20 protein-coding genes and 1 riboswitch are annotated in these 21,590 nt (G+C 38.7%); of the genes, 7 read left to right on the forward strand and 13 right to left on the reverse strand.

The genetic code is table 11. The features are described 5' to 3' along the window. Positions 1-150 precede the first annotated feature (150 nt). The 9 genes from MKY51_RS13460 to MKY51_RS13500 all read right to left on the reverse strand — a co-directional run bounded on the left by MKY51_RS13460 (position 151) and on the right by MKY51_RS13500 (position 9,591). The gene (locus MKY51_RS13460; protein ID WP_339172864.1) at positions 151-819 is read right to left on the reverse strand and encodes a methionine ABC transporter permease; all 669 of its coding nucleotides are present in this window, start codon (positions 817-819) and stop codon (positions 151-153) included. Then, positions 812-1,840 carry a methionine ABC transporter ATP-binding protein gene (locus tag MKY51_RS13465; RefSeq protein ID WP_339172866.1) on the reverse strand — a complete coding sequence of 343 codons (1,029 nt, stop codon included), beginning with the start codon at positions 1,838-1,840 and terminating at the stop codon, positions 812-814. The genes MKY51_RS13460 and MKY51_RS13465 overlap by 8 nt, the downstream gene beginning before the upstream one ends. A gap of 145 nt (positions 1,841-1,985) precedes the next feature. After that, a riboswitch (SAM riboswitch) is annotated at positions 1,986-2,088 on the reverse strand. Positions 2,089-2,149: 61 nt separating this feature from the next. Beyond that, a complete protein-coding gene (locus MKY51_RS13470) occupies positions 2,150-2,452 on the reverse strand; it encodes a thioredoxin family protein (protein WP_339172869.1) in 303 nt (100 codons plus the stop codon). A 7-nt stretch (positions 2,453-2,459) separates the two neighbouring features. Further along, a complete protein-coding gene (locus MKY51_RS13475) occupies positions 2,460-2,786 on the reverse strand; it encodes a toprim domain-containing protein (protein ID WP_339172872.1) in 327 nt (108 codons plus the stop codon). 102 nt (positions 2,787-2,888) lie between these two features. Continuing rightward, a complete protein-coding gene (gene gcvH / locus MKY51_RS13480; RefSeq protein WP_339172873.1) occupies positions 2,889-3,269 on the reverse strand; it encodes a glycine cleavage system protein GcvH in 381 nt (126 codons plus the stop codon). Positions 3,270-3,349: 80 nt separating this feature from the next. After that, the gene (locus MKY51_RS13485) at positions 3,350-3,706 is read right to left on the reverse strand and encodes an arsenate reductase family protein (RefSeq protein ID WP_251690097.1); all 357 of its coding nucleotides are present in this window, start codon (positions 3,704-3,706) and stop codon (positions 3,350-3,352) included. Positions 3,707-4,017: 311 nt separating this feature from the next. Beyond that, positions 4,018-5,802 carry an acyl-CoA dehydrogenase family protein gene (locus MKY51_RS13490; protein WP_339172877.1) on the reverse strand — a complete coding sequence of 595 codons (1,785 nt, stop codon included), beginning with the start codon at positions 5,800-5,802 and terminating at the stop codon, positions 4,018-4,020. A gap of 57 nt (positions 5,803-5,859) precedes the next feature. Further along, positions 5,860-7,032 (reverse strand): acetyl-CoA C-acetyltransferase, encoded by a 1,173-nt coding sequence (locus MKY51_RS13495; protein ID WP_339172880.1) that lies wholly within the window; start codon positions 7,030-7,032, stop codon positions 5,860-5,862. Positions 7,033-7,206: 174 nt separating this feature from the next. Next, positions 7,207-9,591, reverse strand: a complete 2,385-nt coding sequence (locus MKY51_RS13500) for a 3-hydroxyacyl-CoA dehydrogenase NAD-binding domain-containing protein (protein ID WP_339172883.1) — start codon at positions 9,589-9,591, stop codon at positions 7,207-7,209. 241 nt (positions 9,592-9,832) lie between these two features. Between MKY51_RS13500 and MKY51_RS13505 the strand changes: the two genes are divergently transcribed. The 3 genes from MKY51_RS13505 to MKY51_RS13515 all read left to right on the forward strand — a co-directional run bounded on the left by MKY51_RS13505 (position 9,833) and on the right by MKY51_RS13515 (position 12,097). Continuing rightward, on the forward strand, positions 9,833-10,150 hold the full coding sequence (locus MKY51_RS13505) for a thioredoxin family protein (protein ID WP_339172886.1): 318 nt from the start codon (positions 9,833-9,835) through the stop codon (positions 10,148-10,150). A 139-nt stretch (positions 10,151-10,289) separates the two neighbouring features. Next, positions 10,290-11,483 carry an MFS transporter gene (locus MKY51_RS13510; RefSeq protein ID WP_339172888.1) on the forward strand — a complete coding sequence of 398 codons (1,194 nt, stop codon included), beginning with the start codon at positions 10,290-10,292 and terminating at the stop codon, positions 11,481-11,483. A gap of 2 nt (positions 11,484-11,485) precedes the next feature. After that, complete coding sequence (locus tag MKY51_RS13515) at positions 11,486-12,097, forward strand: NAD(P)-binding oxidoreductase (protein ID WP_339172890.1); 612 nt, start codon at positions 11,486-11,488, stop codon at positions 12,095-12,097. A 48-nt stretch (positions 12,098-12,145) separates the two neighbouring features. Here the strand turns inward: MKY51_RS13515 and MKY51_RS13520 are convergent, their stop codons facing one another. Then, a complete protein-coding gene (locus MKY51_RS13520) occupies positions 12,146-13,975 on the reverse strand; it encodes a hypothetical protein (RefSeq protein WP_339172893.1) in 1,830 nt (609 codons plus the stop codon). Continuing rightward, a complete protein-coding gene (locus MKY51_RS13525) occupies positions 13,944-14,468 on the reverse strand; it encodes a sigma-70 family RNA polymerase sigma factor (RefSeq protein ID WP_339172895.1) in 525 nt (174 codons plus the stop codon). Before MKY51_RS13525 ends, MKY51_RS13520 begins: the two co-directional genes overlap by 32 nt. 129 nt (positions 14,469-14,597) lie before the next feature. On the opposite strand from MKY51_RS13525, the gene MKY51_RS13530 reads away from it, so the two are divergent. The 4 genes from MKY51_RS13530 (at position 14,598) to MKY51_RS13545 (ending at position 18,853) form a co-directional block, all read left to right on the forward strand. Further along, complete coding sequence (locus MKY51_RS13530; RefSeq protein WP_339172898.1) at positions 14,598-15,125, forward strand: C39 family peptidase; 528 nt, start codon at positions 14,598-14,600, stop codon at positions 15,123-15,125. Positions 15,126-15,208: 83 nt separating this feature from the next. Beyond that, the gene (locus tag MKY51_RS13535; protein WP_339172901.1) at positions 15,209-16,300 is read left to right on the forward strand and encodes an endospore germination permease; all 1,092 of its coding nucleotides are present in this window, start codon (positions 15,209-15,211) and stop codon (positions 16,298-16,300) included. Next, entirely contained in the window at positions 16,293-17,723 is a 1,431-nt protein-coding gene (locus MKY51_RS13540) for a spore germination protein (RefSeq protein WP_339172904.1), read from the forward strand. Before MKY51_RS13535 ends, MKY51_RS13540 begins: the two co-directional genes overlap by 8 nt. Further along, complete coding sequence (locus MKY51_RS13545; protein WP_339172906.1) at positions 17,720-18,853, forward strand: Ger(x)C family spore germination protein; 1,134 nt, start codon at positions 17,720-17,722, stop codon at positions 18,851-18,853. Before MKY51_RS13540 ends, MKY51_RS13545 begins: the two co-directional genes overlap by 4 nt. A 54-nt stretch (positions 18,854-18,907) precedes the next feature. Here the strand turns inward: MKY51_RS13545 and MKY51_RS13550 are convergent, their stop codons facing one another. Together MKY51_RS13550 and hutH are read right to left on the reverse strand one after the other, a co-directional pair. Then, entirely contained in the window at positions 18,908-19,786 is an 879-nt protein-coding gene (locus MKY51_RS13550; protein ID WP_339172910.1) for a 5'-3' exonuclease, read from the reverse strand. Positions 19,787-19,856: 70 nt separating this feature from the next. After that, complete coding sequence (gene hutH, locus MKY51_RS13555) at positions 19,857-21,341, reverse strand: histidine ammonia-lyase (RefSeq protein WP_339172912.1); 1,485 nt, start codon at positions 21,339-21,341, stop codon at positions 19,857-19,859. Between the last annotated feature and the right edge of the window lie 249 nt (positions 21,342-21,590).

Genomic DNA, 21,590 nt, shown 5'->3' on the forward strand with positions numbered 1-21,590 from the left:
TTTACCTACCCTTTTTTATTTTTTGTTCAGTTTATCGAAACCTTCTATATATTCTGATTTTTAACCTTACAGACGCGCACTTATTCAAAGTTTGCGCCTGTATTGTTTCGATGCACCAATATTTATAATTACGGCCTTAAAAGCCACTAACTATCGTTTGTCCACTCTTGCTGTAATGAAATCCCCAATATACTGGATGATGAATACGACAACTAAAATTAAAACTGTTGCCATTAAGGTTACATCTGTTCGGTTACGCTGGAAACCATCCAGGAATGCCAGGTTACCTAAACCACCGGCACCGATAATGCCGGCCATTGCTGTATACCCTACTAAAGCGACAGCAGTAACTGTAATACCTGAAATTAATGCCGGTAAACTTTCCGGAATCAATACTTTACAAATAATCGTAGAAGTTTTCGCTCCCATTGAGCGGGCTGCTTCAATAACACCCTTATCAATTTCTCGTAACGCTATTAATACCATGCGTGCATAAAACGGTGCTGCACCGATAATTAGCGCAGGTAATGCTGCATTGGCGCCACGGATTGTTCCAAGTAAAAACTTTGTGAACGGAATTAATAAAATGATTAAGACGATAAATGGAATCGACCGGAAAATATTTACGAGTGATCCTGTTAAAAAGTGCACAATTTTATTAGCCCATAATTGATTGTCGCTCGTTAAAAATAGGACAATCCCAATCAGAATGCCGAGTATAAATGTAATGACTGTCGCAACAGCCGTCATATAAATGGTTTCATATGTTGCGTCGAGCATTTTACCCCAGTCGACGTTCGGAAATAATTGATTAAACATGCTCAATCACCTCCGTTTGAATTTCTTGCTTCGCTAAAAAGCTCAATGCTTCCGCGACTGCATTTGGTTCGCCATTGATATGAATAAACAATGTACCAAACGAACCGCCCGTTGTATTCGAGATTTTACCATGCACAATATTTACAACTACGTCAAACTGCTTGATCATTTGCGAGATGACAGGCTGTTCTGTTGTAGCACCGGCAAATATTAATTTGGCGATTTTGCCTCCTGGATAGTTGGCAAAAATTTGTTCCAGTGACGCTTGTGTTTCCGGTGTTTCACCAGAAGCCTGTGATACGAAGTTTTTTGTAATGGGTGCTTGAGGATGCTGGAACACTTGCAATACATCGCCCTGTTCCACTACTTTTCCGGCTTCCATCACTGCTACTCTGTTACAGATTTTGCGGATAACATGCATTTCATGTGTAATGAGTACAATTGTAAGTCCGATGTTTTTATTAATATCGAGCAGTAGTTCCAAAATCGAATCCGTTGTTTCCGGATCAAGCGCTGATGTCGCTTCATCACATAAAAGCACTTCCGGATTGTTTGCCAACGCTCGGGCAATGCCTACACGCTGCTTTTGCCCACCTGACAATTGAGAAGGAAACGCTTTCCCTCTTCCTTTTAATCCAACGAGTTCAATCAGCTCTTCTACTCGCTTTTCACGATCAGCTTTTGAAACACCCGCAATTTCAAGTGGAAATGCGATGTTTTCTTCAACGGTACGTGACCAAAGCAGGTTGAAATGCTGGAATATCATACTGATTTTTTGGCGTGCTTCTCGTAATTTTGCCCCGGAAGCTTTCGCGATATCCTGGCCACCTACAATGACAGAACCTGTTGTCGGCTTTTCCAAACCGTTCAGCAGGCGGATCATTGTACTTTTGCCGGCACCACTGTAGCCGATAATACCGTATATTTCTCCCTTGTTAATCGATAAGCTTACATTATCAACCGCTGTAAGTTTACCGTTTTTCGTGTTATATACTTTAGTAATATTTTGTATATCAATCATCGGTTGTACTCCTTCTAAATTGAAATAACCTTCCTGCTATTTCAAAATCATGTTCATTTTTCATCCAAAACATCCGTTGAATGAAAAAAACCTTTCTACCATGACAAGTAGAAAGGTTTCACATACATTTATACGGTAAACCGTTCTCTCATCTTTCAAAGTTTAAACTTTGTGTGAATTGGCACCTTTGCGTAAACGCTGGTTGCCGGGTTTCATAGGGCACTTCCCTCCACCTCTCTTTATAAGAGTAACGTTATTAAGTTTTATTATTATGAATGTTACTTTATCACGATAAAGAGACTTCGTCAATTACTTTTTTAATATTTCATACAGAAACGGTACGGATTTAAATGCGTAAATTTTATTCGTTAGTTCTCCCTTGTCTGAAACGATTAAACAAGGTACACTTTCAATTTTCAATTCATATGGTAAATCTCCTAAATAATTGATATTTGCCATACCAAGCGGGAGATCTGGGAGTAATTTCTCAATTACATCCAACATTTTTTCCGATACTTCACATGTGCCGCACATCGGCGTATATAAGAAAAACGCTGTCTGATCATGCTGTTGTACGTTCTGTTCCCACTGCTGTTTCGTCCATTGTTCCATTATACTGTCATCCTTCGTTTACTATAAATTTTGCTTGTAGTAACATATCCCTTAAGATTTTAGTAGGTGTTTTTTCTACTTCCACATATTCGTGAGGTATGATAAGCTGTGTCGCTTCGGGATATGCACGGTTCATCAGTTTACGTAACTTTTCACCGTTTTTATCTGCATCAAACATAGTCGTAATTTCATCTTGCTCATATTCAACCAATAAATCAATCAAATTGACTTCACTTATTGTGCCATTCGTGCAAAGTATCGTCACGTCTTCCGCTAATATCGGAAGTATTCTCAGTTTATCGGCACGTCCTTCAACAACGATGCATTTTCCCATAGTACACGCTTCCTTTCATCCATCACCTTTATATATAGAATAACAAAAAAACACTAAAACCTTTAATTAGAAGGCTTTAGTGTTTGGTCTTATTGTTTAATCTTATTGTTTAATTAATGCAGTGTAAGCGTCTGCGTCTAATAATTCTTCAACTTCTGCTTCACTTGTTAACTCAACAGTAACCATCCATGCATTACCGTATGGTGATTCATTTACATATTCAGGATTGTCCAGTAATTCTTCGTTGATTGCAACAACTTTACCAGAAATTGGTGCATATAGTTCAGAAACTGTTTTTACAGATTCTACACTACCGAAAGGCTGATCCTTTGAAATTTCATCGCCTACTTCAGGTAACTCTACGAATACGATATCGCCTAATTCAGATTGTGCGAAATCCGTAATACCGATTGTCGCTTTACCGTCTTCAATTTTTACCCACTCATGCTCTTTTGAATAACGTAATTCTTTTGGTGTGCTCATTTGAAAACCTCCATGTTATATGTAGTACATTCAAGTTCATTTTGCCATAGTTCGTTCGGAAATACAATGTGAATAACTGTTTATTTCCAAGTTTCTAAGAAGTCAGACTCCTTAAATCCTAAAGTTAATTTTTTTCCATCTGTAACGATCGGTCGCTTAATTAACATACCATCCGATGCTAATAGCTCTAATTGCTCATCTTCGGACATTGTCGGTAGTTTATCTTTTAGGCCTAACTCACGATATTTCATGCCTGAAGTATTAAAGAATTTCTTCAACGGTACACCGCTTGCTTCATAAATGGCTTTAAGTTCTTCTTTCGATGGTGTTTGTTCTACAATATGAATATTTTCATAGTCCACACCTTGCTCATCTAGCCATTTTTGCGCTTTTTTACAAGTTGTACATTTTGGATATTGGATGAATTTTACTGTCATGTAAGTACTCCTTTTTGCCCTGGATTTTCCTATATTGTAACGGATATAGATGGACAAATCAAAAATGTGTACGCATGATCGGAGCGGTTTTTATTAGAAGATGTATGAAAATATTAGAATATGCCGGACTTATATTAGAAGAACGGTTTCACTTATTTGAACCTTTGCGTGACATATTAGAAGATATAGTACTTATATTAGAAGTTCCAAGATATATTAGAACTTTTGAAATTATATTGGAACATTTTACGATTTATTAGAAAACGATAGAAAAATCGGGTGCACTTTCATGCACCCGATGACAGTCTTTATTAAACTACATATTTTTCTGCTTCGATAAGTTTCGCTGCAGCTTCACGTTTTTTCGGAATTAAGTTGTAAGGGTTGTTGCGTGTTAATTTACGTAATGCTGATAAAATCATACGTGCATCGTCACCTTCAACTGAAGCGATTAATGTTTCTTTTGCTTCTTTTTCGATTTCTGCAAATGCTTCCTGACAGAAAATTTGAGTGTAAAGAATTTTTTGTGCCGCTTTTTCTTCACCGTCACGCTCGATAGCTTTTTGTGTACGGATTACTGCAGATTCCATTGCGTATAATTGGTTTGCAATGTTTGCGATATTAACTAACAGCTCTTGCTCTGCATCCAGTTTTGCACCGTAGCGTTGTGCTGCTGCACCTGCTGCAAGTACTGCGATCTTCTTAGCATTTTTCACTAAGTATTTCTCTTGCTCTAATGCACCTTGACCGATTTCTTCAGGCATAAGCATTAATAGCTCGTTTTGAAGTTCTTGTGCTACTTGTAATAGTGGTAACTCACCTTTTAATGCTTTTTTCATGAATGTGCCTGGTACGATCATACGGTTAATTTCGTTTGTACCTTCAAAAATACGGTTAATACGAGAGTCGCGGTAGATGCGTTCTACTTCGTACTCCGCCATAAAGCCGTAACCACCGTGTAACTGAACCGCTTCATCCGCTACGAAATCCAATGTTTCAGAACCGAATACTTTTGCGATTGAGCACTCAATTGCATATTCAGCGATTGCTGCTGCAATTGATTTGCCGTCTTTTTGCTCTTCGTCAGATAACTGGCTTAAGCGGTCTTCGAAGTAACCAACTGTACGGTAGTTTAACGATTCAGATGCATAAATGTGAGAAGCCATTGATGCGATCTTTTCTTTTGTTAAGTTGAAGTCCGATAATTTTGTTTTGAATTGCTGACGTTGGTTTGTATAAGCAACTGCTAATTCAAATGCACGTTTAGATGCACCTACAGTACCTACTCCTAATTTATAACGTCCGATATTTAAAATGTTGAACGCGATAATATGACCGCGGCCTACTTCACCTAGTAAGTTTTCTACAGGTACTTCTGCGTCTTCCAAAATTAATGTACGAGTTGAAGATGATTTAATCCCCATTTTCTTCTCTTCAGGACCTACAGAAACACCTGGGAATGAACGCTCAACGATGAATGCTGTAAATTTATCGCCATCGATTTTCGCGTATACAACGAATACATCTGCAAAGCCTGCATTTGTAATCCATTGTTTTTCACCATTTAATACGTAATGTGTTCCTGCTTCATTTAACTTAGCAGTTGTTTTAGCACCTAATGCATCCGAACCTGAACCTGGCTCTGTTAATGCATATGCTGCGATTAAAGCGCCTGAAGCCAACTTCGGTAGGTACTTCGTTTTTTGCTCATGGTTACCGAATAATACGATTGGTAATGAACCGATCCCTACATGGGCACCGTGCGTGATTGAGAAACCGCCAGCCGGTGACATTTTTTCTGCGATTAATGCAGAAGAAATTTTATCTAAGCCTAAGCCTTCGTATTCTTCAGGAACGTCAGCTGCTAATAAACCTAAATCCCCTGCTGTTTTTAATAGACGTACAGAGTGATCGAACTCATGGTGCTCTAAGTTTTCAACTACTGGTAATACTTCGCTTGTTACGTATTCCTGTGTTGTTTGAGCAATCATTTTTTGCTCGTCTGTGAAATCTTCCGGTGTAATTACTCGGTTAATATCCACGTCCTCGATTAAAAAGCCGCCGCCCTTAATAATGCTGTTTGTTGTTTGTGCCATTATAAATTCCTCCCTAGTTTCCTTTGTGATTTTTATTGTATTTATTTCCCCAGACAATTAAAGAACTTCAAATACCCCTGCTGCGCCCATTCCGCCGCCGATACACATTGTTACGACACCGTATTTACCGCCGCGGCGTTTTAATTCATTGATCAGCTTCACTGTAAGAATTGCACCTGTTGCACCAAGTGGGTGACCTAATGCGATTGCCCCTCCGTTAACATTCACTTTCTCCATATCAATACCTAGTTCACGAACTACTTGAATGGATTGTGATGCGAATGCTTCGTTAATTTCCCATAGGTCTACTTGATCTTGTGTAATCCCTGCAATTTCAAGTGCTTTCGGTACTGCTACGATTGGTCCGATACCCATTACTTCCGGTGGAACTCCGCCGACAGCAAATCCTAGGAATTTCGCTAGTGGCTGCATGCCTTGTTTCTCTGCTTCTTCACGGTCCATTACTAGTACTGCTGCTGCACCGTCCGAAGTTTGAGAAGCATTCCCTGCTGTTACGGAACCTTTAACATTGAATGCTGGACGTAATTTTGCCAACGTTTCTACCGATGTACCTGGACGAACCCCTTCATCTGTATCAAAGATCGTCACTTTTTCTTTTAACTGGTTGTTTTCATCGACATAATATTCCGTCACTTCAACCGGAACGATTTCGTCTTTGAATTTGCCTTCTTTAATCGCTTTTTCAGCTAACTCGTGTGAACGTACTGCAAATGCATCCTGCTCTTCACGTGTTACATTGTAACGATTTGCTACCTCTTCAGCTGTGTGACCCATACCGATATAGTATTGTGGTGCATCTTCAGCAATTTTCGGGTTTAGACGAACTGTATTACCAGTCATCGGAATCATACTCATCGATTCTGTACCACCTGCAACGATTGCTTTTGCATGGCCAAGCATAATACGCTCTGCAGCATAGGCAATTGTTTGTAGCCCTGATGAACAGAAACGGTTCACTGTTAATGCCGGTGTTTCATCCGGTAACCCTGCCAATGCCCCAACTAAGCGGGCAACGTTCATCCCTTGTTCTGCTTCTGGCATTGCACATCCCATAATTAAATCATCAACCGGACCTTCATAGCCCGCGCGCTTTAATGCTTCTTTTACTACTACTGCACCAAAATCATCTGGACGAGTGTTCGCAAGTGATCCTTTTTTCGCACGTCCGATTGGTGTTCGTGCTCCTGCAACGATAACGGCTTCACGCATAATGATGTTTCCCCCTTGTGATTAGCCAGCAAGTAAACTCGTAAGCTAGTTGCCGGCAAAATATTCTAGACATACCCGTTGATTTCCATTTCGGCGAACGCTTTCCCCAGGAGTCGTCGCCTACATTCCAATCAACTAAATGTGTATTTAAAATGCCTTACTCATCAATCATTTTTAGTTACGTAATGGCTTTCCTTTTACAAGCATGTGCTGCATACGCATTTGTGATTTTTGGTCTGCAACCAGTTCTAAGAATGCTTGTTTTTCCAGGTTTAATAAGTACTCTTCAGAAACTTCTGTTCCGTATGGTACTTTACCGCCCGCGATTACATATGCAAGTTTCTTCGCGATTTTCAAATCATGCTCTGTAATATAACCTGAATCGAACATTCCTTGAGCACCTAACAATAATGTTGCATAACCTGGTGCGCCTACTACTTTCACCGGCTTTTTCACTGGTGGTGTATAGCCTGCTTCTGCAAGTGCAAGTGCTGCTTGTTTTGCATCATAGATTAAGTGATCCGGATTTACTGAAATACCGTCTGCAAAGTCCAGGAAGTTATTTTCACGCGCTTCTTCACCTGAAGTCGAAACTTTTGCCATTGCAATTGTTTCGAATACTTTGTTCGCGATTTGCTGGTAGTCTACATCTACGCCATTTGGCAAGCCTTTGATGAACTTTTGGTAAAGACCTAAGTTACCGCCGCCTCCTGGGATTAAGCCGACACCTACTTCTACAAGACCCATATATGTTTCAGCCGATGCTTGAATATGTGCAGCCGGTAAACATACTTCCGCTCCACCGCCTAACGCCATTTGGAATGGTGCCGCAACAACCGGTTTTGTAGAATATTTAATACGACGCATTGCCTGCTGGAATGACTTAATAACAAAGTCCAGTTCGAAAATGTTATCATCTTGTGCTTCCATTAAAATCATGGCAAGGTTTGCACCGACACAGAAGTTTTTACCTTGGTTCCCGATTACGAGACCTTTAAAGTTTTTCTCCACTTCATCAATCGCATAGTTGATCATTTGAACAATGTCTAAACCGATTGCATTTGATTTTGAGTGGAATTCAAGTAATGCGATTCCATCACCTAAATCGATTAGGCTTGCACCTGAATTTGATTTGATCACACCGTGTTTCTTCTTGTAGCGTCTTAAGTCGATTGCTTTTTCGTTCACCGGTACTTTTACGTATTCTGAACCGTTGTAGTAAGCTAGATCGCCATCGATTTCCGAATAGAATGTTTTCAGACCCTTTTCTAATAAGCCAGTAACGAATTCGGGAATTTCACGGCCTTCTTCTTTCATTTTAGCGACTGATTTTTCTACGCCGATTGCATCCCACATTTCGAATGGACCTTGAGCCCAGCCGAAGCCCCATTTCATCGCATTGTCGATTGCAACGATATCGTCTGCAATTTCACCTACTAATTTTCCAGAGTAAATTAATGTCGGTGCGAATGAATTCCATAATAGTTCCCCTACGCGGTCATTAGCATAAATTAAAACTTTTAATTTACCTCCTGGACCTTTCGCTTGTTTTGCCATTTCTAGTGACGGAGCAACTAGTTTAGTAGTCGGTTCATATTCAAATGTCGATAAATTCAATTGCAGAATTTCTTTTCCTACTTTTTTGAAGAAACCTTGGCCCGATTTTGCACCGATCCAGCCATTTGAGATCATTTTCTTTAAAATAGGTGATTCTTCAAATACTGCCTGTTCTTCACCTGTTGTCTGATCATATACATTTGTTGCAACATGTGCAAAAGTATCAAGACCAACAACGTCCAATGTACGGAATGTTGCAGATTTCGGACGGCCGATTAGTGGACCTGTTACTGAATCTACTTCGCCTACTGTATAGTTACGTGCAATCATTTCGTTCATTGTTACGATCAAGCCGTATGTTCCGATTCGGTTCGCGATAAAGTTCGGTGTGTCTTTTGCGATAACAACACCTTTACCTAATACATCCTCACCGAATGTTTGCATGAAACTTACAACTTCCGGTTTTGTCGTGTTAGCCGGAATGATCTCAAGTAATTTTAAATAGCGTGGCGGGTTGAAGAAATGTGTTCCAAGGAAATGAGCCTGGAAATCTTCTGAACGCCCTTCCGCCATTGCATTAATGCTAACCCCTGATGTATTTGATGAAACGATTGTGCCTGGTTTACGTACAGCATCAATCTTTTCAAATAAGCCTTTTTTAATTTCTAATCTTTCTACAATTACTTCAATAATCCAGTCAACATCTTTCAGCTTTTCTAAATCATCATCAAAGTTACCTGGTGTAATTAATGCTAGATTTTTTTTCGATGAAAGTGGTGCTGGTTTTTGCTTTAGTAATTTTTGCATTGCCGAAACTGCAAAACGGTTTTTCACAGGTTTTGAATCAAGTGTTAACCCCTTAGCTTCTTCTTCCTTTGTTAATTCGCTAGGAGCGATATCCAATAACAATGTAGGAATCCCGATATTCGCCAAATGTGCTGCAATCCCTGAACCCATTACCCCTGAACCTAAAACCGCTACTTTTTCAATTTTGTAAGACACGAGCACTTCCCCCTTCTCCCTTGAATGAACAGTCATTCATTTTGAAATCAAAAAAAAACTTCAAACAGCTTTTCTGTTCTTAGTGTAGATTATTTTGACAATTTAAGCAATAATTTTCTCGCAATTTTAAATAAATTTATTATTCTTATATTTTTATTGCTAGAAGGTACATATATTAAGCTAAATTACTTTTCGTAAGCTGTTCTAATCGTGTACAATGGGCATAAGGAGCGTGATTAATATGCAAGAAATTACAACAATTGAACAATTCACAGAACTAACAAGCAATGAAAAACCAGTAATCGTAAAATTCTTCGCTGGCTGGTGCCCGGACTGCACACGTATGGATATGTTTATCGATCCAATTATTGAAGAGTACAATCAATATGACTGGTACTCAATCAACCGTGATAACTTCCCGGATTTAGCGGAGAAGTATCAAGTAATGGGTATTCCATCATTACTAATCTTCAAAAATGGTGAGAAATTAGCACACTTACATAGTGCTAATGCAAAATCACCTGCACAAGTAGAAGAATTCTTAAACGCACAAGCATAATATGTAATTACGAATGAATCCAAAAGTTTACCGCTTTTGGATTTATTTTGTTTATTTTTATAAGTTAAAGCGCTAGTCATAATCCGGTTTTTTAATTACAATGGATTACGTGAAATTTTATTGTAAGAAAGGAAAATTTATGACGTCAGATCAACGAAAAAAGCTCGCTTTACTTATGCTTAACATGTTTATTGCTGTTGGGAGTTTCGGGATTATCATTCCAATTATCCCTGCCTATTTAAAAGAAATTGGGCAAGGCGGAACAGCTGCAGGATTAATCATTGCGATTTTTGCATTCGCACAATTTTTAGTATCACCTATCGGGGGGAAATGGACGGATAAGTATGGTCGTCGCCCGCTCATTAATATCGGACTACTTACGCTAGCTATTTCGATGTTTCTTTTCTACTTTGCTGATTCAATATGGCTGCTTTACTTATCACGTGCTATCGGCGGAATCGGCTGTGCATTCTTGATTCCTGCGATTTTCGCATATGTAGCAGATATTACAACAATGGAACAGCGTGCAAAAGGAAATAGTTTTATTTCAGCCTCGATGTCACTTGGTATTGTAATCGGACCAGGTATTGGAGGTTTTTTAGCGGATTTCGGACTTAAAACACCGTTACTTGTTTCGGCAGTAGTCGGACTTGTTGCGTTTGTCGTTTCTTACTTTACATTGGCGGAGAGCCAGGAAGAGAAAGTCGAAATTCCACAAGGCGAAAATACATCAATGGTAAAGGATATTATTTTATCCGTTAAAAAGCCGTTCTTTATTCCACTCATCATTACACTGATCATGAGCTTCGGTTTAATGTCTTATGAAACGGTTCTAGGGCTTTATGTAGATGATAAATTTGGCGCAACACCACAGGAAATTGCCTTCATGGTAACATCAACAGGATTAGTCGGTGTAATTATGCAATTATTTGTAGTGGATCGCCTTGTAAAAGCAATCGGTGAAGTAAATGTATTAAAATTATTTTTAATCGTTACCGCTTCCGGCTTCTTCCTATCGATTATCGCAGGAAGCTACACAATGTTCTTTGCGATTTCATTATTAATATTCTTAGCGACATCCATTTTACGTCCTGTCTTGACGACATTAATTTCAAAAATGGCGGGTAATGAGCAAGGATTTGCAATGGGTATGAACAATGCCTATATGAGCATCGGTAATATTATGGGCCCTCTTCTTGCAGGCGCATTATATGACATCGATATCCTATACCCGTTTATCGCAGGTTTAATCATATTAATTTTCACTATTCTCCTTACTTTTATGTGGAAAGGTATTAAAATACAAAAAACAGCACTAAAAGGAGGCCATTAATTATGAAAATTATTGTATTCGGGGCGACTGGTGGCGTTGGGCAGCATTTTGTTGAAATGGCTGTTACAGCTGGTCATACAGTTACCGCATTTGTACGTACACCTGAAAAATTAAAAACAAAAAATGTAACGATTATTCAAGGCGATGCATTTAACGCGGACCAAGTGGCTGATGCGGTCTTCGGACATGATGCAGTCATTTCATGTTTAGGTTCTAGTACAGGGGTAAAAAAATCCAATGAACTTGAGACGATGGGTAAAAACATTGCAGATGGTATGGAAAAAGCAGGCGTAAAACGTTTAGTTTACTGTGCTTCAGCTGGTGTAGACGGAGAAATTCCAGGTGTGATGGGAAAATTGATGATGAAAATGCTCGCAAATCCATTAGCCGATCACCGTGCAGCGCTTAACTATTACAAAACAAAAGACATTACGTACACAATCGCACGCCCAATGGGCTTAAAAGATGAACCATTAAAAACCGATTATAAAGAAGCAGTCGATACGGTTCCGAAAGGTTCAAGCTCGATTCCAAGAGCCAGCGTAGCTCACTTTATGGTGAAAGCATTGAATGATGCCCAATACGAAAACAAATCAGTTGGTTTATGCAGCTAAATATAAACAGACGAAAACTACCCCAATAGCTTGAGGTAGTTTTTGTTTTTATTTGGCTTTATTGATTTCTTTTATCTTCTCGGCTAAATGACTGAAATGATCGGCCAGTGCTTTTGGAATTTTGAATAAAGTTAAAGTATTATTTACTATATCATGTTTTTTTACATAGCTTGCATCATTGCTTTCACTGAACATTAGCTCCAGGCTTTCTCTATTTCCATTTTCATATTCGATATCAATCATGTACTCAGGTATGCCTAAACGAATGGACTCTTCATTCACGGTTGCCTGATTGAATAATTCATTTACCTCTTCTAAATCTTCATCTAAAGTATAGGCATATGTCCCAAGACCGCCGATTTTATAAATTCCCAGCGATTGAATTTCATCTTCCAGCAGAATATCACTAGTTTTAGGTATATCCTCAAAAGCAATCGGTATAGTATATTCAATACCTTTCTCATCTACAAGGATACGAGGAGCAGTCCGTGTCAAGGTCCAGCTAAATCCGTTATCTCCTGTAATGAAGTATTGATTGCCTTTAGTTTCTATTTGGATATTTGTATACGTTTTTTCGATTAATTCTCCTGAATAAGGTTTTTCATCTTTTGATTTAGGCTTTTCAATATAAATACGGGTATCATCCTTATAATGAAGTGTTCCATTATCAAATACATATTGAATATTGTATTTATAACGATTTTGCACCATTACATCCTTTAAATGTTCTGGTTTTGTTTCATACATATTAACTGTCCGGCTGTCCTGTAGTTCATCTATAGCGATAAATTCATAATATGTGGAAACTTGTTGATAATCATCAGTATATTTTACAAGTAAATTTGGACCAGCCGATTCTGTACTGTAGAATTCGTTCGGATTCACAAACTTTACATATTCGAAAACATCTGCATACATTAGCTGACCTTGATCAATTGTAATAATTTTCGGTTTATCGCCAACAAAAAGAGCTACCGGGTTCTCATGAAAATCCGTATTGTATGTCGAACCCCCCCCGTCCTGAACTTGACCTGTAATCATTTGGTAGTCACCAAATTTATTTCGAAACAAGAATGTTGCTTCTTTTGTTTCATCATTAACAAAATAAGTCGTATCTTTATTTCCAGCAATTGTATAAACAGTCATGTCTGAAGTGATATTCAAGTCAATATACTGACCATCATCTATTTCAAGTACATGCTGCACCCCCCCTTTTCTTGGGACGAGATAGAGTGTATATCCGTTTAATTGCCGAGTATGCACTTTTTCTTTATCAAAATCTACATTTTGCATAAGCGGAGCAGTAGGTGCTACTTTGTAGTCAAGCGTAATAAATTTCGGTAATGTAATATCGGATTCATACTGGAACAGGGGTTGCTCTACGTCAAGGTCCACCTTTCCCGTCGAATCAATAAGTTCTATCCTATCTAAGAAATCGGTGCCATTTGAATGTAACTTGACATAGACAATTACAAACTCTTTACTATCAATTTTCTTTAAAACTTGCAGCGGCTGCTTCAAGTCGAATTTTGAATAGCGTTCGACTGCTTGATCGAATGGAATTGACGTTAATTCTTCCAATGATTTTTTATTTTTATTTAAAATGGCACTATAGTAATTTTTAACGAGCTGTTCTTCTTCATCTGTCAAATACTGTTCTTCAATATCGACCGCCAACTGTTTATCCGATTGCGGCATAAAGTAAAGCATTCCACAAACAGCAAAAAGAATTAGTAATACGATGGCAGGTTGCATGAAGGGCAACCGCTTTTTACGATGCTGTTTCCCATCCAGAATCTTTTGTACAAATGCTTCATCCATAAGCGGTTCTCTGCCGATTGTTTCATCAATTGCTTGCTTCACTCGGGAATTTGTCATGCCATTCACCACCTTTTAATTGTTCTTTTAATTTCTCGCGTCCACGCCTCAGCCTAGTTTTCACGGTATTGTCCGAAATTGATAGTAAGTGCGCGATTTCATCGATTTTCAGTTCCTTATAATAATAGAGAATGATAATTTCACGGTATTTAATCGGCAGCTCAAGAACTGCATTTCCAAGCAATAGATTTTCGCTCCGTTCCAGTACATGCTGTTCTGCAGATTTGGTTCCTTTAAAAATTTCCTGAATTTTATTCGTTAAAATGGTATTTTTGTAGCTCCAGCTGCGTAAATAATCATAACTACGATTGATCGTCATTCGGTATAAATACGTTCGGTAACTCGCATCGCCACGAAATTGCCCACGCTGCTCATAAGCTTTTAACAGCACGTCCTGTACAATATCTTCTGCCATTTCTTTGTTTTTCACATATGTATAGGAAAGTCGAAGCAATTCTTCGCCATGTGTTCTTATAAACACTTCAAGCTCCATTTTCTTCCCCCCTTTGTTTTAATTGCTAACCGTTAGACGGAGCTGTTTTATCTTTAGTTTCAACTTTCATGATTAAATTTTATAAATTTGGGTATTAAACTACTTTATAACAATTTGGAGGTTTTGAGTATGCGAGTATTATTAAATGTAAATGGCAGGTCACAATATAGTTCGGACATCCGGCCTGAATATCAAAACTCTGCATGCGGCCCTACGACTGCACACGTTATTTTGAATTACTTATGCGAAGATGAAACAATCCGCTCAAAGGATGTAAATGAACTTTATCAATTTTTAGGCGGCACAAAAATTGGCCTTTTTAAATGGCGGATGATCAGAAACTTACGTCGATTACTCGGAGATGACTGGTGTATCGAAGAATGTACACTGACTCAGGCGATTGAGCAATTACGCTTAGGAAATCCGGTTGCGATGAAGTTTGATGTGTATTTTACCGGGCAATTTCTGACCAATTACAACCCTCTTTATAAATATCACTGGGTGCCTTTAATTGGCTACGAAATTAAAAATAACGAGCTTTATTTAACAATCCACGATAACGGCGGACGAAATCGGGAAAGTCATATCCGGACTTTTAAGTATGATGACAACCGCAAAGTATTAAGCTTTGTTAAAATCGAGCCGAAAGAGCATTAGCATTTGCTAGTGCTCTTTTTATTTATAGGAATTAATGTTGGTTCAATTGGTTATTACTGTATAAAAAATGCGAGGAAAAAATTATGAAATCAATTGGCTCAATCAGTCTTTTACATATTATTTTTTTGACAATGACATTTATCGGATTAAAGAACCACGTTACTATCATCCCTTCTTTAATTAATGGAGCAGGTAGAGATGCATGGATATCTGTTATTGTATCAACTCTGTTAATTATACCTTGGTTACTGCTTCCTTTTTTCACATTAAAGAAAATAAAGGATGAATCTGTTCGCGAATACTTACTAAAAAATCATCCTCGATTTGGTAATATACTCATTTATGTCACCGTCTTTTATTTAATTTTAATGGCTGTTATTACGATGCATGAAACATTACAGTGGGTATCTACAACTTTTTTACTCAATACACCGGTTTTGCTGCTGTTTTTCTTCTTTACAGTTGTTTGCTTTTTACTTGCCACTTCTTCCATATTAACGATAACAATGGTCAATGTTATTGTGTTATTCGTGGTCGTAGTTCTTGGTTTTTTTGTTGCCTTTGTGAACATTCAGGTAAAAGATTATTCATTGTTAAGACCCTTCCTTGAGCATGGGGTTTCACCTGTTTTTAAATCGATGTTATACCCTGCCTCAGGCTTTGTAGAAATCTATTTGTTGCTCTTCATTCAGCATCATTTTAAAACTAAACTGAAATATACCCACTTACTACTTATGCTATTTTTACTTCTTGGTTTAACAATGGGACCATTAATTGGGGCCATTGCGGAATTCGGACCGGTTGAAGCGGCCAAACAACTCTATCCGGCTTATGAAGAATGGCGTATTGCTTCAATTGGCAGCTACATTAACCATGTGGATTTCTTTTCTATTTACCAGTGGCTGACAGGGGCCTTTGTCCGAATCGGCTTTATATTGTTCATTGCGATCGAGCTGTTGGGGATTACAGGACAAAAGAAAAAAATATGGGAGTATATTGTGCCCATTTTTGTTTTTTTATCACTACCGCTTTTTTTACTCGATGACAGTATATTTAGTAAATGGAAGGGGCAGTATTTTTTAATAAGCACTACTATTTTCTTTTTAATACTATCAATTATTCTCTTTATAATTGTGAATCGAAATACAAAGCGAAAGGTGGAAAATGATGATTGAACAAACTACCTTAAAAGAGCAATTTGACAATTGTGCTGATATTCGCTTTCAGACATTCGACTTTCCTGCAAGTAATGTGATGCTCATAACTTGTGAGGCAATGACAGACAATCATTTATTCAATGAAGTAGTCGTACCGAGATTAAAGGTTGCATGCCAGCAAATAGATGAATTTGATGAAGCCATTTTAATGCAGAAGCTACATCTTCCGCAGCTACAGAAAATTGATGATTTACAAGAGGCCGTTACGAATGTATTTAGCGGGTTTATCCTTATTTATATTGAAAGTTTAAAGATTTTGTTATGTAGTAATATTGAAAACAAACCGAACCGAAGCCCGGAAGAGACTAATCTGGAAGTACTTATAAAGGGACCCCGGGATAATTTCATTGAAGATTTAGGTGTTAATATTGCACTTATTCGCAAACGACTGCCGACAAATTCATTATCCGTGGAGAAAATGACAATCGGAACGCGCTCCAAAACAAAGGTGGCGATTTTATATTTTAACGACATTGCAGATTTATCCATATTAAAACAAATTAAACAGCAGCTTTCAGCAATTGATACAGATGTCATTTTAAGTGGAGAATTATTGCTTGAACGTTTTAATAAGAGTTCATATCTTGTTCCGCTCAATGATACAACTGGCCGGCCCGACTTTGCAATGCAATCTCTTACAGCTGGCCGATATGTTATTTTGGTCGACGGGGTTGCATATGCAATTATCACACCGATCAATATTTTAGTATTACTCAAGTCCGGTGAGGATAATGATTATCCGCCTATCTACAGCTCATTGGAAAGGTTATTACGACTAGTGAGCATTTTAATCGCACTTTTGCTCCCTGCTTTTTGGCTTGCGTTAACAACCTTTCATCAAGAGCAGCTCCCCATTCAATTGCTTGCGACGGTTGTACAAGCAAACACCGGCTCACCGCTCCCTTCAGCTTTGGAAATGCTTGGTATGTTATTTATGTTTGAATTATTTCGAGAAGCTGGATTGCGTCTACCAAGTATATTAGGTGGAACGATTAGTGTTGTTGGAGGGTTAATTATTGGAGATGCAGCCATTCGGGCAGGGATTACGAGCCCGGCTATGATCGTGGTCATTGCGATTTCAACAATTGCCACTTTTACACTCGTCAATCAATCCTTCGTTACTACAATCAGTATGTTGCGTGTTGTATTTATAATTATTACATCGATATTTGGGCTGTTCGGATTTTTCCTCTCGATCTATATATGCCTTGTTTATATAGCAAATATTCGTGTTTTTGGTGTGCCTTATTTAAATGTTGCCGCTAATTTAAGCTGGAATAATTTAAAAATGTCCTTCTTCCGTCCACCACCAACTTCGAATAATAAACGTCCGGATCTATTGAATGTTAAAGATAAAACAAAGGAAAATAATACAAAATGAAAAAATACCTCTTATTTCCTTTGTTGCTGCTACTTACAGGATGCTGGGATACGAATCAAGCTGAACGTATGTACTATATTCACGGGCTAGGAATTGATTATAAAGATGAACAATATGAAATTTATGCACAAATCGTTGCCTTTACCAATATTGCCAAAAGCGAACAGCCAAATCCAGATGCAACACAGGCTGAAGTCGGGGTTGCTAGAGGGCGGACATTTGATGAAGCATTTTTTAATTTATATCAAACGATGGATGAGCGTGTTTTTTTAGGGCATCTAAAATATGTTATTTTTTCTGAAAATATTGCAAAGGAAAACAAAGTTGAACCAATCGTAAATTCATTTATTCGTTATCGGGAATTAAGGTATACAACTTTGGCTTATATGACGAATTCGCCCCTTGATAAAGTTTTGCTCATCACACCGATTATTAATAAATCTATTACACTTTCCAAGCTTTCAGATCCGTTAAGTTCCTATAACCAATCATCACGAATACGTCCAATTCAATTTCGTGAGCTCATGATCGAATTAAATGAGCCTAGTTATGAAGCAAAAATACCTTTGGTGGATCTTAGTGAAAACTGGTCGAAGGAAGATGGACCAGATCCGGTTTACACTTTTAAAGGCATCAGTATTCTGCATAGGGATACTGGCTTTAAGGGAAATTTATTAGGAGATGATCTGAACGGTGTGCAGTGGATGATTGACCAAACAAAGCGCTCAGATGTTACGGTTAAAAATGAGGAATCTGAAGAACATTATACAACGACAACCGTTGACGAGGTGCATACAGAAATTATCCCTGTTGTAAACGAAAATAAAATACAATTTGATATTAATGTTAAACTGGTCGTTCAAACAAATGAAATACTTAATCAGCAGAAAATGGATTCACTGAAAAAAGAGATTGAACAACAAGTAAAGAAAGAAATTGAACAAACATATAAAGCTTCATTAGAATTCGACACGGATATATACCGGTTATCGGAAGTACTGTACCGTAAAAATGTGAAGGCTTGGAAAGAATACGAGAAAGGTGGGAAAATCCCACTCGATGAATCAACAATCCGTAAATTGGATGTGGAGCTTGTAAAAGTTAAAGGTGAACGTATAACTTCAGATTAAAGAAAGAGCTGTGCTGAACGTCAAATTGACACTCGGCACAGCGCTTTTTCATTTTTATCTGTAAATTGCCCTTGCATGCTTGGCAATTAGACGATAGCCTCTTTGCTCAATCAGTTCGAACAATTCCGGCTTATAGTCAGTCAAACGCAATGCTTCAAAATCACATTCAATCGATGCTGAACAATCAATTGTTGCCAATTGATGAGAAAGCCTTAACATCTGCTCATTCTCACTTATTTTAATACGTTGCCCCGGCTTTAAAGTCGGCAATGCAGCCAATACGCCATCGATGGAACCATGGTTTTGAATAAGCTGAAGTGCTGTTTTTGGCCCGATACCTTTAACGCCTGGGTAGCCGTCACTTGCATCTCCCATAAAAGCCTTTACTTCTGCAAATTGTTTCGGTGCAATACCATATTCCTCGATAAAACGGCCTTCTGTATACATATCGTACTCGGTGTACCCTTTTTTCGTAAATGCCATTGTAGTGGAGGGGTTTAATAATTGCAGTAAATCTTTATCTCCACTAATAACAGTAATCTGTGCTTCATCTTTCCACTTTTCAATCATGGAACCAATTAAATCATCTGCTTCAAGGCCGGCTGTACCAAAATTTTGCCACCCAATCATAGCCGAAACTTCTTTTGCCATATCAAACTGCGGCAACATTTCTTCTGGTGGTGCAGGGCGATTTGCTTTATACCCTTCATACAGGTCATTGCGGAACGTATGAGCACCCATATCCCAGCATACAGCTAAATGAGTAGGTTTCATTAAGTTTTGGGCGGTTAAAACATGACGGACAAATCCCTGTACCCCGTTGGAAGGTGTTCCATCATCAAGTCGTATAAATTGATTCATGGCGGCAGAGGCAAAGAACGAACGGAACAAGAGCGCCATGCCGTCAATAATTAGTAAATGTGGTTTTGTCATAGTAATCTCCTCTTTTGCTGATAGAAATATATTATAGCAAACTTCGGAAGGTAAATGCGTTCACAATAACTTACATATAAGGTTTTAAGTATTCAATAATACGGTTAATATCCCGACTGAAAATACGGTCTTCTGTCATGGCAGGCGCAATTCCCCTTATCGCCTTCCACTTTTCCCGCAGTTTTGGCGACATGTTCTCTACCCCTCTGTATTCCACTGCCTGCGCTGCACAAAATGCCTCAATTGCCAGTACATTTCTTACATTGGCGATAATCATGCGCGCATGTCGAGATCCTGTCGTACCCATCGATACATGATCTTCCTGATTCGCAGAAGACGGGATGGAGTCGACCGATGCAGGATGTGCCAAAGTTTTATTTTCGGATACTAAACTTGCTGCGCTATACTGCAATATCATCGCGCCTGATTCAAGTCCTGGATTTGCACTTAAAAATGCAGGCAGCCCTTCATTTAACTGCGGGTTTACTAATCGTTCAATCCGGCGCTCCGATACATTGGCCAACTCCGCCATCCCGATTTTCAGAAAGTCCATCGCAAACGCAATCGGCTGTCCATGGAAGTTTCCTCCCGAAATGACCAAACCGCCGTCATCAAAAATGAGCGGATTATCTGTTGCCGCATTCATTTCGATTTCGAGCTTTTCTTTGACGTAATTCAATACTTGCCAGCTCGCTCCGTGGATTTGCGGGATGCAGCGAAGCGAATACGGATCCTGCACCCGCTTTTCCCCTTGATGTGTAATGAGCTTACTGTCCTTTAACCAATCACGCATACGCTCTGCAACGGCCATTTGTTCTTGCATACCGCGCGCTTCATGAACAGCTGGATGGAAGGCATCGATTATCCCGTACAAACTTTCCATCGTCATGGAGGCAATCCATTCACTCGCATAAGCGAGCTTCTCCGCTTCCAAGTAATTGACGGCGCCTTGTGCAGTCATTGCCTGTGTTCCATTGATTAATGCAAGACCTTCTTTTGCCTGCAGTTCAATTTTCGGCAATCCCCGATGTTCAAATATTTCATGTGACGGTTGTTTACCACCATTTACAAATACTTCCCCTTCGCCGATAACCGCCAAAACTAAATGAGAAAGTGGTGCTAAATCTCCGGATGCTCCAAGTGAACCTTGCTGTGGAATTACAGGAATGACGTTCTCATTAACCATCCATAACAGCCGTTCCAGCACTTCCAAGCGAATACCCGATAACCCTTTTAATAATGCATTTAATCTAAGCACCATCATCGCTTTTGCAACGTGTTCCGAAAAAGGCTCCCCGAAACCGCATGCATGGGAACGTATTAAATTAACTTGCAGCTTGCTTACTTCGTGCTCTGCAATTTTCACATCGCTGAACTTTCCAAACCCTGTGTTAATCCCGTATACGGTTTTATCCTGCTGGACAATCCTTTCCACTGCGTCACGGCTTTTAACAACGCGTACTTTCGCATCTTCCGCGATCTCTATTTTTTCCCCATTATATAAAATGCTCCCCAATTGTTCGATCGATAAATTTTGTCCGTTTAACTGAATCATTTACCGCACCCCTTTAAATATTCTTATCTCTTAAATTTATTATTGTTTAAATAGCAGTTAATTGCTACTAATATTTTACCTTTAAAACAAAAGTTAAGTTGAAAATACCTATTTTAAAGGCTTTGTACGTTTTATTTCTAAAAAGTTGTTCACCTACTAATACGTTAACCTTCTAGTGATTTAGTATTTCATTATAGTGAAGTGCTAAAGCGAAGAAGGATAAAAAAATAGAGATCCTGTAATAGGACC

Source organism: Solibacillus sp. FSL R5-0691, assembly GCF_037974225.1.
GTDB lineage: Bacteria > Bacillota > Bacilli > Bacillales_A > Planococcaceae > Solibacillus.